The organism is Pseudomonas knackmussii B13, assembly GCF_000689415.1.
Taxonomy (GTDB): Bacteria; Pseudomonadota; Gammaproteobacteria; order Pseudomonadales; family Pseudomonadaceae; genus Pseudomonas; species Pseudomonas knackmussii.
On the sequence record NZ_HG322950.1, the window covers coordinates 3,873,183 to 3,886,808 of the forward strand.

Sequence of the window (13,626 nt, forward strand, 5' to 3'; positions counted from 1 at the left end):
ATGTCCGAAACACACTTCGAACGTTACGGGCAGAACAATGAGCAGAACCGTACGCATCGGTTGCGCCTCCGCCTTCTGGGGCGACACCTCCACCGCCGCCGCCCAACTGGTCAAGGGCGCGCAGCTGGATTACCTGGTCTTCGACTACCTCGCCGAGATCACCCTGTCGATCATGGCCGGGGCGCGCCTGAAAGCGCCCGAGGCCGGCTTCGCCACGGACTTCGTCGAAGTGCTCGCGCCGCTGCTGGGCGACATCGCGCAGAAGAAGATCCGCGTCATCAGCAACGCCGGCGGGGTCAACCCGCAGAGCTGCGCCAAGGCGCTCGCGGCGGCCTGCGAGAAGGCCGGGGTGAGCCTGAAGATCGCCGTGCTCGAAGGCGACAACCTGCTGCCCCAGGCCGCCGATCTGGCCAAGGCCGGCACCACTGAAATGTTCAGCGGCGCCCCGCTACCGCCCATGTGCGTCTCGATGAACGCCTACCTCGGCGCGCCGGGCATCGTCGAAGCGCTGAAGCTTGGCGCGGACATCGTCATCACCGGCCGCGTGGTCGACAGCGCCGTGGTCAGCGCCGCGCTGGTGCACGAATTCGACTGGGCCTGGAGCGACTACGACAAGCTGGCCCAGGCGGCGCTCGCCGGGCACATCATCGAATGCGGCGCGCAGTGCACCGGCGGCAACTTCACCGACTGGGAAAGCGTGCCGGACTACGAGCACATCGGCTTCCCCATCGTCGAGGTGCAGGCCGACGGCGACTTCGTCGTCACCAAACCCGCCGGCACCGGCGGCCTGGTGACGACGCTCAGCGTCGGCGAGCAGATGCTCTACGAGATCGGCGATCCGCGTGCCTACCTGCTGCCCGACGTGATCTGCGACTTCACACAAGTTCGACTGCAACCTGCCGGCGCCGATCGCGTCTCCGTCAGCGGCGCCCGCGGGCTGCCGCCGACCGCGCAATACAAGGTCAGCGCCACCTATCCCGACGGTTTCCGCTGCACCGCGAGCTGCCTGATCGCCGGTATCGACGCGGTCAGAAAGGCCGAGCGGGTCAGCCAGGCGATCATCGCCAAGACCGAAGAAATCCTCATGGAGCGCGGCTGGGGGCCCTACCGCGAGATCAGCGTCGAGCTGCTGGGCAGCGAGGCCACCTACGGCCCCCACGGCCGCCGCGAAGACACCCGCGAGGTGGTGATCAAGGTCGCCGTGCGCCACAGCCGCAAGGAAGCCCTGGTGCTGTTCTCCCGCGAGATCGCCCAGGCCGCCACCGGCATGGCGCCGGGCCTGACCGGCATCGTCGGCGGCCGGCCCACGGTGTACCCGGTGATCCGCCTGTTCTCCTTCCTGGTCGACAAGTCTCGCTGCGAACTGGCTGTGAGTGTCGGTGAGGAGCGCCATGCGCTCGCCCTCCCGCAGCTGTCGCACTTCGATCCCGCCTCGCTGGCCGATGCGCAGGAAGCGCCGGCCGCCCAGGGCCAGGCCACGGCCAGTGTGCCGCTGGTGAAGCTCGCGGTGGCGCGCTCCGGCGACAAGGGCGACCACAGCAATATCGGCGTCATGGCGCGCAAGGCGGAATACCTGCCGTGGATCGCCGAGGCGCTCAGCGAAGGCGCGGTGGCGGAATGGATGCAGCACGTACTCGACCCGCAGCATGGCCGCGTCAGCCGCTGGTATCTGCCGGGCACACACAGCCTGAACTTCCTGCTCGAACACGCGCTGGGCGGCGGCGGCGTCGCCAGCCTGCGCATCGATCCGCAGGGCAAGGCCTTCGCCCAGCAGTTGCTGGAATTCCCGGTGGCGGTGCCGCAGGCCATCGCCGATGAACTCAAGCCGTAGGACGAGAACGACAATGGCATACGACTCGATCTTCAAACCCGGCCTGTTCGCCGGCCAGACCATCCTCGTCACCGGCGGCGGCAGTGGCATCGGGCGTTGCACCGCCCATGAACTGGCGGCGCTCGGCGCGCATGTCGTGCTGGTCGGGCGCAAGGCGGAGAAGCTGGAGAAGACCGCCGGCGAGATCGTCGAGGACGGTGGCAGCGCCAGCTGGCACAGTTGCGACATCCGCGACGAGGAGGCGGTGAAGGCACTGGTCGCCCAAGTGCTCGCCGAGCGCGGGCCGATCCACCACCTGGTCAACAACGCCGGCGGCCAATATCCCGCCCCGCTCGCCTCGATCAACCTCAAGGGCTTCGAGGCGGTGGTACGCACCAACCTGGTCGGCGGCTTCCTCATGGCTCGCGAAGTTTTCAACCAGAGCATGAGCAAGCACGGCGGCAGCATCGTCAACATGCTCGCCGACATGTGGGGCGGCATGCCCGGCATGGGTCACTCCGGCGCGGCGCGTGCCGGCATGGAGAACTTCACCAAGACCGCCGCCATCGAGTGGGGCTACGCCGGCGTGCGGGTCAACGCGGTGGCACCGGGCTGGGTCGCCTCCAGCGGCATGGACACCTACGAAGGCGCCTTCAAGGCCATCATCCCGACCCTGCGCGAGCACGTTCCGCTCAAGCGCATCGGCACCGAATCGGAAGTCTCGGCGGCCATCGTCTTCCTGCTCTCCCCCGGCGCCGCCTTCATCAGCGGCAACACCATCCGCATCGATGGCGCCGCCAGCCAGGGCAGCCGCGCCTTCCCGCTGGCCAAAGGCAAACCGGGACAGAGCCGCTCCTACAACGGCTTCCACCGCGCCTATCTGCCCGATGTGCTGAAGGACCAGGAGTAAAAGATGCCGGTCATCCCATCCGAAATCGACAGCCAGGGCGAAGACTTCGCCCGCAACCGCGAGGCCATGCTGGCCGCCGTGGCGAGCTTCCGCGAGGTCGAGCAGAAGGTGCTCGACAAGGCCGCCGAGGCCAAGCCCAAGTTCGACAGGCGCGGCCAGCTGCTGCCGCGCGAACGCTTGAACCTGCTGCTCGACCCCGGCGCGCCCTTCCTCGAACTCTGCTCGCTGGCCGGCTACAAGCTGCACGACGACAAGGACGGCACCCAGGCCGGCGGCGGCATCATCTCCGGCATCGGCTATGTGGCCGGCGTGCGTTGCCTGGTCACCGCCAGCAATAGCGCGATCAAGGGCGGCACCATCTCGCCGACCGGGCTGAAAAAGACCCTGCGCCTGCAGCAAGTCGCGATGGAGAACAAGCTGCCGCTGATCGCCCTCACCGAGAGCGGCGGCGCCAACCTCAACTACGCGGCGGAGATCTTCGTCGAGGGCGCGCGCGGCTTCGCCAACCAGGCACGGATTTCCGCTGCCGGCATTCCGCAGGTCACAGTGGTGCACGGCTCGTCCACGGCTGGCGGCGCCTACCAGCCGGGGCTGTCGGACTACGTGGTGGTGGTGCGCGGCAAGGCCAAGATGTTCCTCGCCGGCCCGCCGCTACTGAAGGCCGCCACGGGCGAGATCGCCACGGATGAAGAACTGGGCGGCGCCGAGCTGCACGCCCAGGTCGCCGGCACCGCCGAATACCTGGCCGAGAACGACGCCGACGGTGTGCGCCTGGCCCGCGAGATCATGGCCGCGCTGCCGTGGAATGCCCAGCTGCCGGCCCGCGTGGCCAAGCAGTGGGACGAGCCGCTGTACCCGGCCGAGGAACTGCTCGGCGTGGTCCCGGCGGACGCCAAGAAGCCCTACGACGTACGTGAAATCATCGCGCGCATCGCCGACGGCTCGCGCTTCCTCGACTTCAAGAACGAGTTCGACAGCCAGACCGTCTGCGGCCACCTGCACATCGAAGGCCAGGCCTGCGGCCTGATCGGCAACAACGGCCCGATCACCCCGCAAGGTGCAGCCAAGGCGGCGCAGTTCATCCAGCTGTGCGAGCAGAGCAACACGCCGATCCTGTTCCTGCACAACACCACCGGCTTCATGGTCGGCACCGAGTCCGAACGCCTGGGCGTGATCAAGCACGGCTCGAAGATGATCCAGGCAGTGGCCAACGCCACGGTGCCCAAGCTCACCCTCGTCGTAGGTGGGTCCTATGGCGCCGGCAACTACGCCATGTGCGGCCGCGGCCTCGACCCGCGCTTCATCTTCGCCTGGCCGAACAGCCGCACCGCGGTGATGGGCGGCACCCAGGCCGGCAAGGTGCTGCGCATCGTCACCGAGGAAAAGCACGCCAAGGAGGGCAAGGAGCCCGACCCGAAGATGCTCGACATGCTCGAACAGATGACCGCGCAGAAGCTCGACGCACAGTCCACCGCGCTCTACGGCACGGCGAGCCTGTGGGACGATGGCCTGATCGACCCGCGCGACACCCGCCGGCTGCTCGGCTACCTGCTGGACATCTGCGCGGAAGCGGCGGTACGACCGCTGAAGAACAACAGTTTCGGCGTGGCGCGCTTCTGATGCGCCCACAAGGCATTCAGGTCCAGGAGGAAAACAACAAATGATCTTCACCCAGGAACACGAAGAACTCCGCCGTACCGTCCGCAACTTCGTCGAGAAGGAAATCAACCCCTACGTCGACGAGTGGGAGAAGGCTGGCCGCTTCCCCATCCACGAAGTCTTCAAGAAGGCCGGCGCGCTGGGCCTGCTCGGCATCTCCAAGCCGGAAAAGTTCGGCGGCATGGGCCTGGATTACAGCTATTCGATGGTCGCCGCAGAAGAATTCGGCACCATCCACTGCGGCGGCGTGCCCATGGCCCTCGGCGTGCAGACCGACATGTGCACCCCGGCCCTGGCGCGCTTCGGTTCCGATGAGCTGCGCGAGGAATTCCTGCGCCCGGCGATTGCCGGCGACATGGTCGGCTGCATCGGCGTATCCGAGGTCGGCGCCGGCTCCGACGTGGCCGGCATGAAGACCACCGCGCGCAAGGACGGCGACGACTACATCATCAACGGCAGCAAGATGTGGATCACCAACTCGCCCTCGGCCGACTTCATCTGCCTGCTGGCCAACACCTCCGACGACAAGCCGCACATCAACAAGTCGCTGATCATGGTGCCGATGAACAGCAAGGGCATCAGCCTCAGCCCGCACCTGGACAAGCTCGGCATGCGCAGCTCGGAAACCGCCCAGGTGTTCTTCGACGACGTTCGCGTACCGCAACGCAACCGCATCGGCGCCGAAGGCTCGGGCTTCATGATGCAGATGCTGCAGTTCCAGGAGGAACGCCTGTTCGGCGCGGCCAGCGGGATCAAGGGCCTGGAGTACTGCGTCAACGCCACCATCGACTACTGCAAGGAGCGCAAGACCTTCGGCCAGGCGCTGATCGACAACCAGGTCATCCACTTCCGCATGGCCGAGCTGATGACCGAGATCGAGTGCCTGCGCGCCCTCACCTACCAGGCCACCGAGCAGTACATCCGCGGCAAGGACGTTACCCGCCTGGCCTCCATGGCCAAGCTCAAGGTCGGCCGCCTGGCCCGGGAAGTCACCGACGCCTGCCTGCAGTACTGGGGCGGCCAGGGCTTCATGTGGGACAACCCGGTGTCCCGCGCCTACCGCGACACCCGCCTGGTATCCATCGGCGGCGGCGCCGACGAAATCATGCTCGGCATCATCTGCAAGCTGATGGGCACCCTGCCGGGCAAGAAGAAAGGCTGAGGATGTCGCTCTGCCCGACGGCGGATAACCCCTTCGGGGTTATTCGCCCTACGGGACGGGCCAGGCCAACGAATCGATGAGGAACCCGGCATGAGCGAATTGCCGAACTGCGAAACCCTGCTGTTGGAACGCGACGGTGGCGTGCTGCACGTCACCCTGAACCGCCCGGACAGCCGCAACGCCATGAGCCTGGCGATGGTCGGCGAACTGCGCGCCGTGCTCGCTGCAGTGCGTGACGACCGCGCGGTGCGCGCCATCGTCCTGCGCGGCGCCGGCGGCCACTTCTGCGCCGGCGGCGACATCAAGGACATGGCCGGCGCCCGCGCCGCCGGGACCGATGCCTACGCGAAGCTGAACCGCGCCTTCGGCAGCCTGCTGGAAGAAGCCCAGGCGCAACCGCAGGTACTCGTCGCCGTGCTGGAAGGCGCGGTACTCGGCGGCGGATTCGGCCTGGCCTGCGTCTCGGACATCGCCATCGCCGCCGACGGCGCGCAATTCGGCCTGCCGGAAACCACGCTGGGCATCCTCCCGGCGCAGATCGCGCCCTTCGTGGCCAAGCGCGTCGGCCTGACCCAGGCCCGCCGCCTGGCCCTTACCGCCGCCCGCTTCGATGGCCGCGAGGCGCTGCGCCTGGGCCTGGTGCACTTCAGCGAGGCCGATGCCGACGCGCTCGGCCAGCGCCTGGCGGACTGCCTGGAGCAGGTCCGCCGCTGCGCACCGGGCGCCAACGCGGCGACCAAGGCGCTGCTGCTGGCGACCGAGCGGGAAGAGCTTGGCTCTTTGCTGGATGGCGCCGCACGGCAGTTCGCCGAGGCAGTGACCGGCAGCGAAGGCGCCGAAGGCACCATGGCCTTCGTGCAGAAACGCAAACCGAACTGGGCGCAGTGATTTTGTTCGTTGGGTCCCCGCGTTCGCGGGGATGACGGGGGGAGGAGAACCCAGCCTCATCGTCACGGGCGGGGGGGGGGGGGCCCAGAAAAGCCCAGAGACAGACAAGCCAGCAGGAGCACTCCGATGCCCAGCTTCAACAAGATCCTCATCGCCAACCGCGGCGAGATCGCCTGCCGGGTGATCCGCACCGCCCAGGACCTGGGCTTCCGCACGGTGGCGGTGTACAGCCAGGCCGACACCGAAGCGCGCCATGTGCAGCTGGCGGACGAAGCCGTCTGCATCGGCCCGGCGCCGGTCGGCCAGTCGTACCTGAAGGCCGAGGCCATCCTCGAGGCCGCGCGGCGCACCGGTGCCGACGCCGTGCACCCCGGCTACGGCTTCCTCTCGGAGAACGCCGAGTTCGCCCGCGCCTGCGAGGCGGCCGGCATCGTCTTCATCGGCCCTGGCGTGGAAGCCATCCACCTGATGGGCAGCAAGCGCCTGTCCAAGCTCGCCATGCTCGAAGCCGGCGTGCCCTGCATCCCCGGCTACGAAGGCGCCGAGCAGGACGACGCGACCCTGGCGCGCGAAGCCGAGCGCATCGGCTACCCGCTGATGATCAAGGCCAGCGCCGGCGGCGGCGGGCGCGGCATGCGCCTGGTGCACGAATCCAGCGAACTGCTCGCGCAGCTGAAGACCGCTCGCTCCGAAGCGCTGAACGCCTTCGGCAGCGACGAGCTGATCCTCGAACGAGCGGTGATCCAGCCGCGTCACGTGGAAATCCAGGTGTTCGGCGACCACCACGGCAACATCGTCTACCTCGGCGAGCGCGACTGCTCGGTGCAGCGCCGCCACCAGAAGGTCATCGAGGAAGCGCCCTGCCCCGTCCTTACTCCCGAACTGCGCCAGGCCATGGGCGAGGCGGCGGTAAAGGCCGCGGCGCGGGTCAACTACGTCGGCGCCGGCACCGTGGAGTTCCTGCTGGATGCCAGCGGCGCCTTCTACTTCCTGGAAATGAACACCCGCCTGCAGGTCGAGCACCCGGTCACCGAGCTGGTCACCGGCCAGGACCTGGTGGCCTGGCAGATCCGCGTGGCCGAAGGTCAGCCGCTGCCGCTGCAGCAGGAAGAGATCACGCTGCGCGGCCACGCCATCGAAGTGCGCCTGTACGCCGAAGACGCCGGCAACGGCTTCCTGCCGCAAACCGGCGAGGTGCTGCGCTGGGAGCCGCAACTGCTCGACGGCGTGCGCATCGACCACGGTCTGGTCGAAGGCCAGGCGGTGACGCCTTTCTACGACCCCATGCTGGCCAAGGTGATCGCCTACGGCGCCACTCGCGACGAGGCCCGACGCAAGCTGGTACGCGCGGTGGAAGACTGCGTATTGCTGGGCGTGAAGGGCAACCAGCGCTTCCTCGCCAACTTGCTCAAGCACCCCGAATTCGCCGCAGGCAAGGCGACCACCGTGTTCATCGGCGAACACTTCGCTGGCGATCCGAGCCTGCGCCCGCAAGCCCCGCAACCGGCCGAACTGGCCCTGGCCGCCACCCTGCTCTACCAGGCGTCAGCCAACGCCCGCGCGCACCAGGGCGGCCTGGCCGGCTGGCGCAACGCCGGCAGCGCGCCCTGGCGCTTCGTCCTGCACGACGGCGAGCAGAAACACACGCTGGAAATGGACGTGCTGGAACCCGGCGCACAACCGAAGCTGCTGGCCCGTCTCGGCGAGGCCGTCATCGCCCTGCAGCAGATTGCTGCCGATGGCCGCTGGCTGGTGGCTGAGGTCGATGGCATTCGCCGGCGCATCGCTTACCACCAGCTCGGCGAGCGGGTCTGGCTGTACGGCGAGAACGGCAACCTGGAACTGCGCGACGTCACCCACGAGCCAGCCGGCGCCCAGAACGGCGCGGGCTCCGGCACGGTCAAGGCGCCGATGGATGGCGCCATCGTCGACGTGCTGGTCAGCGAAGGCACGCGCGTCAGCAAGGGCCAGCTGCTGCTGGTGCTGGAAGCGATGAAGATGGAGCACCCGCTCAAGGCCGGCGTCGACGGCGTGATCCGCCGCGTCCAGGTGAGCAAGGGCGAACAGGTGAAGAGCCGCCAGCTGCTGGTGGAAGTCGAGGCCGAAGAGGCCTGACAGCACCCCTTGTAGGAGCGCGCCATGCGCGCGAATCGCGGGCATGGCCCGCTCCTACATTAGTCCCCCAAGCCAGTCCGTACGCACACGACAACAAGAACACGGAGCCAACCATGTCACTGAATGCCAAGACCCTGTTCATCACCGGCGCCAGCCGCGGCATCGGCCGCGAGATCGCCCTGCGCGCCGCGCGCGATGGCGCCAACATCGTGATCGCGGCGAAGAGCGCCGAGCCGCATCCGAAGCTGGCCGGCACCATCTTCAGCGTCGCCGAGGAAGTCGAGGCCGCCGGCGGCAAGGCCCTCGCCCTGCAGCTCGACGTGCGCGACGAGAACGCCGTGCGCGAAGCCATGGCCAAGGCCGCCGAACACTTCGGTGGCATCGATGCGCTGGTCAACAACGCCGGGGCGATCAAGCTGGTCGGCGTCGAGCGCCTGGAACCCAAGCGCTTCGACCTGATGTACCAGATCAACACCCGCGCGGTGATGGTCTGCAGCCAGGCCGCGCTGCCCTACCTGAAACAGAGCCAGGGCCACATCCTCAGCCTGTCGCCGCCGCTGAACATGGCGAGCAAGTGGTTCGCCCAACACGGCCCCTACACCGTCACCAAGTACGGCATGAGCATGCTCACCATCGGCATGCACGAGGAATTCAAGAAATACGGCATCAGCGTCAACGCCCTGTGGCCGAAGACCATGATCGCCACCGCCGCCATCGAGTTCGAACTGGGCAGCCGCGACGCCTTCAAGCGCGCCCGCACCCCGGCGATCATGGCCGACGCCGCCTACGCCATCCTCAACAGCAGCGGCCGCAGCATCAGCGGACGCCTGCTGATCGACGAGGAAATCCTCCGCGAGCAGGGCCAGACCGACTTCGAGCAGTACCGTTTCGATCCGCAGGGCGGCTCGCTGGTGCCGGATCTGTTCCTCGACTGAGCTGGCAGACGAAGAGCGCTCCTACGAAGAGCCCTCCAGGCTCTAGCCTGGCGCCCATTTGCCCATCTGCCTCCCACCGCGCGCGCCAGGGTCATAGCCGCGCGGCGGAGCCGGGCCTAGAGTGGTTCAGGGCGCCTGCGCGCCTCCGCCAACAATGACAACAAGGGCACCGCGTCAATGAGCCACGCCGATCTGATCACCCCTTCCCGCTTCATCGCCCGCCTGCCCTCCACCCTGGGCCGCGTGCCGCGCATGCTGCGGGGGCTCTACTACACCGGCATCCGCAACCGCGAGAAGGTCCTGTCGCTGGGCTGGGCGCTGGAGCGCGCCGCTCGCCTGTATCCAGACAGCCCAGCGCTGCTGGAAGGCCAGCGCCGGCTGTCCTACGCCCTGTTCAACGGCTGGGCCAACCGCCTGGCGCATGCCTTCAAGGCCGAGGGCGTGCAGCACGGCAGCGTGGTCGCGGTGATGCTGGAGAACCGCGCCGAACTGCTGGTGATCCTCGCCGCGCTGGCCAAGCTCGGCGCCGTTGGCGCGCTGATCAACACGACCCAGCGCGGCCAGGTGCTCAGCCACAGCCTCAACCTCGTGGGCCCCAGCCACTTCGTGGTCGGCGAGGAACTGCGCGCGGCCTTCGACGAAGTTCGCGCCAACCTGAACGGCAGCACCGAACGCCTCTACTGGGTGGCCGACGACGACACCCTGCTCGACCCCGGTCAGGCTCCGGAAGGCTGGAACAACCTGATGCGCCAGGCCCAGGGCCAGGCATCGGACAATCTCCCCGACACCGCCCAGGTGCGCCTGAAGGACGCCTGCTTCTTCATCTACACCTCCGGCACCACCGGCCTGCCCAAGGCTTCGATCATGAGCCACGGACGCTGGATCAAGGCCTACGGCGGCTTCGGCCACTCCGGCCTGGGCCTGACCCGCGACGACGTGCTCTACCTGACCCTGCCCTGCTACCACAACAACGCGGTGACCGTGTGCTGGAGCGCCGTGCTGGCCGGCGGCGCCGCCATCGCGCTGCGCCGCAAGTTCTCCACCAAGGCATTCTGGAAGGACGTGCAGCACTACCGCGCGACCTGCTTCGGCTACATCGGCGAGCTCTGCCGCTACCTGCTGAACCAGCCGGTGTGCGAGGAAGAACGCGGCAACAGCCTGAAGTACATGATCGGCAACGGCTTGCGCCCGTCGATTTGGGGCGAGTTCAAGGAGCGCTTCGGCATCGAGCGGATCACCGAGTTCTACGCCGCCAGCGAAGGCAACATCGGCTTCACCAACGTCTTCAACTTCGACAACACCGTGGGCTTCTCGCCGGCCACCTACGCCATCGTCCGCTACGACCTGGAAAACGACCGCCCGCTGCGCGACGCCAAAGGCTTCATGGAAAAGGTCGGCAAGGGCGAGTCAGGCCTGCTGATCAGCGAGATCAGCGACAAGTGGCCGTTCGACGGCTACACCGACCCGGCCAAGACCCAGGCAGTGATCTTCCGCGACGTGTTCAAGAAGGGTGACGCCTGGTTCAACACCGGCGACCTGATGCGCGACCTGGGCTTCAAGCACACGCAGTTCGTCGACCGCCTGGGCGACACCTTCCGCTGGAAGGGCGAGAACGTCTCGACCACCGAGGTCGAGAACGTCCTCGGGGCCGTCCACGGGGTGGAAGACGCGGTGGTCTATGGCGTGGAGATTCCCGGCACCGACGGCCGCTGCGGCATGGCCGCGCTGCGCCTGGCGCCGGGCGAGGCACTGGACGGCGCGCTGCTGGCCGAACACCTCGACCGCGAACTGCCGGCGTATGCGGTACCGCTGTTCTTGCGCCTACTGCAGCAGGTCGAGACCACCGGCACCTTCAAGTACAAGAAAGCCGACCTGAAGACCGCCGCCTTCGACCCGCAACAGGTTGGCGAAGCGCTCTTCGTCCGCCTGCCCGGCGAGGCCGACTACCGGCCGCTGGATAGCGCGCTGTTCGAGTCGATCCGCCGGGGTGAGCTGCGCTTCTAAAGGCGTAGCGCTCTCGTAGGAGCGAGCTTGCTCGCGAAGGGTGCTTGCCGGATGCACTGGCGCCTGGGATTAGCCGCCCTCTCCCCAACCCTCTCCCGCAAGCGGGAGAGGGAGCCGTTCGGCGCGAACGTCAGGGTCGGCGCTATCCCGTAGGAGCGGATCTTATCCGCGAAACTCTCCAAACCAATGCCTCCTGTAGGAGCGCGCCATGCGCGCGATCGCGGACAAGGTCCGCTCCTACAGGGGGATGGTTCTGCTAGATCGCGTCAGTTACGGAACTGGAACTGCAGTTCGGCGCCGCGGATATCCGAATGCCAGTTGTCCTCGTTGGGATCGACGCGCTCGCCGCGCTCGCGCTGGATCAGGCGGCCGCCGACCTGGAAGGGGCTTTCCTGCTTAGATTTGTCCTCGAACATCGGCGGCAGCAGCGGCTTCTCCACCGTCTTCAGCTCTTCGAGGTCGGCGTCCAGGCCATGCAGCACGTCCTGGGGAAGGCGCAGGTCCAGCTTGGAATGCGCCCCTGCGCGGTGTACGTCGGGGACGTTCTCCGGTGCGCCCTTGTTCTTCGCCGTCGCAACCGGCAGGCGTGCCGGCGCCAGCGGTTTGCCCAGCGGCGCAGTTTCGGCCTTGACCTTGGGCTTGGGCACCGGCTCGTGCGGCACTTCCTGCGGCTCGACGGACGACGCCACAGCCGCGGGCGCAGCTACCGGCGCAGCAGCCGGTGCCACTACCGGAGCGGGCGTCGCGGCAGCCGTCGGCGCCTTGCTCGGCGCAGCCTTGTCGGCCTCGCCGCAGGCGCTCAGCAGCAGGGGTATCAGGGTCAGCAGGACGAGTCGGTGCAGCATCGTAAGAAGGCAATTGGCCACGGGCGCGCCATCCTCGCCTCAGTCGACCGACAAGACAAGAGGCCCAGGTCAAAATTTGATCGATTCCGACGGGCGCGGGCCTCTTTTTCAGCATTCATTCAGGCTGGGCCTGCAGACGCTTCAACTCCTTGTCGATATCCAGCTGCGGATAACGCTGCCGCAGGCTCGTGCGCAACTGCTGCGCAGCCGCAGCGTCGCCTTGCCGTTGCAGCTCCAGCAGACGACGCAGGTCGGTTTCCGGCTCGGCCGCTTCCGCCTTGCGCTTGGCGGCTGGTGCGGCCAGGTCCTGAACACTGGCGCTTTCGGCCAACACCTTGCGCTCCTCGGTTTGCGGAGCACTGGCCGCCGGCGCGGAATACAGCGCCGGCGTCTGCGGCATCGCCTGGCGCTGCATGCTTGGGGCTACTGCCGGAGCCGGCGCGTCGAAGCGCGGCGGTGCCTGCTCGTAGGTGCGCAGGGTCAGGTTCACGCCGATGCCCAAAGTCGCCAGACCCGCCAGGGCCACCGACCAGCGTTGCGGGCTGCCAAACAACCATTGTCGAACGCGCAGCCAGACGCTCGGGCGTTGCGGTACTGCGGCGCGTGCCGCGGCCAGGATGCGGGCATCCAGTTGCGCCGAGGGCTGGGCGTCGCTGTGCCGGCGGAAATGCTCGAGCAAGGCCTCTTCTTCGGCGTCCGGCCGTTGCGGATGGCGATTCATGGGGACACCTCCTCGGTCGCCGCCGGGTCGGCGAGCAACCGGCGCAGTTTCTGCATCGCGTAACGCAGGCGGCTCTTTACCGTCTCGGCGGGCGTGCGGGTCAGTTCGGCGATTTCCTGCAGCTCCAGGTCGCCATGGGCGCGCAGCAGGAACACCTCGCGCTGTTCGCCGGGCAGGGCCTCCAGCGCCTGCTGCAGGCGCTCGCGGTCGCGGCTCAGGCTCAGCTGCTGCAGTGGGTCTTCGGCCTCGCCCGGCACGGCGTCGCCATGCACCTGTTCGTCGAAGGCCTCCTGCTGTTCACTGCGCCGGCCGTTGCGCCGCCAGTGGTCGATCAGGCGATTGCGGCCGATCTGGTAGAGCCAGGTGCGGAAACTCGCGCGCCCCTCCGGCTCGCTGGCGCTGCGGATCAGGCTCATCCAGGTTTCCTGGAACACCTCGTCGGCCTGGGCGCTGTCGCCGCACAGGCCGCAGAGGAAGCGGTAGAGGCCGAGGCGATGGCGCTCATAGAGCGTGGCGAAGGCCTCGGCATCGCCCTGTCGGTAGCGCCGCAACAGGACGGCGTCGTCTGCATCCATGA

At 67.7% G+C, this 13,626-nt stretch carries 11 protein-coding genes; 8 read left to right on the forward strand and 3 right to left on the reverse strand.

Features of this window, described 5'->3' with window-relative positions:
* Nucleotides 1-37 precede the first annotated feature (37 nt).
* From PKB_RS18250 to PKB_RS18285, 8 genes are all read left to right on the forward strand, one after another.
* On the forward strand, nucleotides 38-1,831 hold the full coding sequence (locus PKB_RS18250; RefSeq protein WP_043253413.1) for an acyclic terpene utilization AtuA family protein: 1,794 nt from the start codon (nucleotides 38-40) through the stop codon (nucleotides 1,829-1,831).
* A 13-nt stretch (nucleotides 1,832-1,844) separates the two neighbouring features.
* Entirely contained in the window at nucleotides 1,845-2,720 is an 876-nt protein-coding gene (locus tag PKB_RS18255; RefSeq protein WP_043253414.1) for an SDR family oxidoreductase, read from the forward strand.
* 3 nt (nucleotides 2,721-2,723) lie between these two features.
* A complete protein-coding gene (gene atuC / locus PKB_RS18260; protein ID WP_043253415.1) occupies nucleotides 2,724-4,340 on the forward strand; it encodes a geranyl-CoA carboxylase subunit beta in 1,617 nt (538 codons plus the stop codon).
* 40 nt (nucleotides 4,341-4,380) lie between these two features.
* The gene (gene atuD, locus PKB_RS18265) at nucleotides 4,381-5,541 is read left to right on the forward strand and encodes a citronellyl-CoA dehydrogenase (RefSeq protein ID WP_043253416.1); all 1,161 of its coding nucleotides are present in this window, start codon (nucleotides 4,381-4,383) and stop codon (nucleotides 5,539-5,541) included.
* Between the two features lie 90 nt (nucleotides 5,542-5,631).
* A complete protein-coding gene (gene atuE, locus PKB_RS18270; RefSeq protein ID WP_043253417.1) occupies nucleotides 5,632-6,429 on the forward strand; it encodes an isohexenylglutaconyl-CoA hydratase in 798 nt (265 codons plus the stop codon).
* A 126-nt stretch (nucleotides 6,430-6,555) separates the two neighbouring features.
* Complete coding sequence (atuF, locus tag PKB_RS18275) at nucleotides 6,556-8,544, forward strand: geranyl-CoA carboxylase subunit apha (RefSeq protein WP_043253418.1); 1,989 nt, start codon at nucleotides 6,556-6,558, stop codon at nucleotides 8,542-8,544.
* Between the two features lie 113 nt (nucleotides 8,545-8,657).
* A complete protein-coding gene (locus tag PKB_RS18280) occupies nucleotides 8,658-9,479 on the forward strand; it encodes an SDR family oxidoreductase (RefSeq protein ID WP_043253419.1) in 822 nt (273 codons plus the stop codon).
* 177 nt (nucleotides 9,480-9,656) lie between these two features.
* Nucleotides 9,657-11,483 (forward strand): long-chain-acyl-CoA synthetase, encoded by a 1,827-nt coding sequence (locus tag PKB_RS18285; RefSeq protein WP_043253420.1) that lies wholly within the window; start codon nucleotides 9,657-9,659, stop codon nucleotides 11,481-11,483.
* Between the two features lie 266 nt (nucleotides 11,484-11,749).
* Here the strand turns inward: PKB_RS18285 and PKB_RS18295 are convergent, their stop codons facing one another.
* The 3 genes from PKB_RS18295 to PKB_RS18305 form a co-directional block, all read right to left on the reverse strand.
* Nucleotides 11,750-12,328, reverse strand: coding sequence for a hypothetical protein (locus tag PKB_RS18295; RefSeq protein ID WP_052355319.1), 579 nt, complete (start codon nucleotides 12,326-12,328; stop codon nucleotides 11,750-11,752).
* A gap of 115 nt (nucleotides 12,329-12,443) precedes the next feature.
* Nucleotides 12,444-13,049 carry a hypothetical protein gene (locus PKB_RS18300; protein ID WP_043253422.1) on the reverse strand — a complete coding sequence of 202 codons (606 nt, stop codon included), beginning with the start codon at nucleotides 13,047-13,049 and terminating at the stop codon, nucleotides 12,444-12,446.
* A complete protein-coding gene (locus PKB_RS18305) occupies nucleotides 13,046-13,624 on the reverse strand; it encodes an RNA polymerase sigma factor (protein ID WP_043257484.1) in 579 nt (192 codons plus the stop codon). The genes PKB_RS18300 and PKB_RS18305 overlap by 4 nt, the downstream gene beginning before the upstream one ends.
* Nucleotides 13,625-13,626 lie beyond the last annotated feature (2 nt).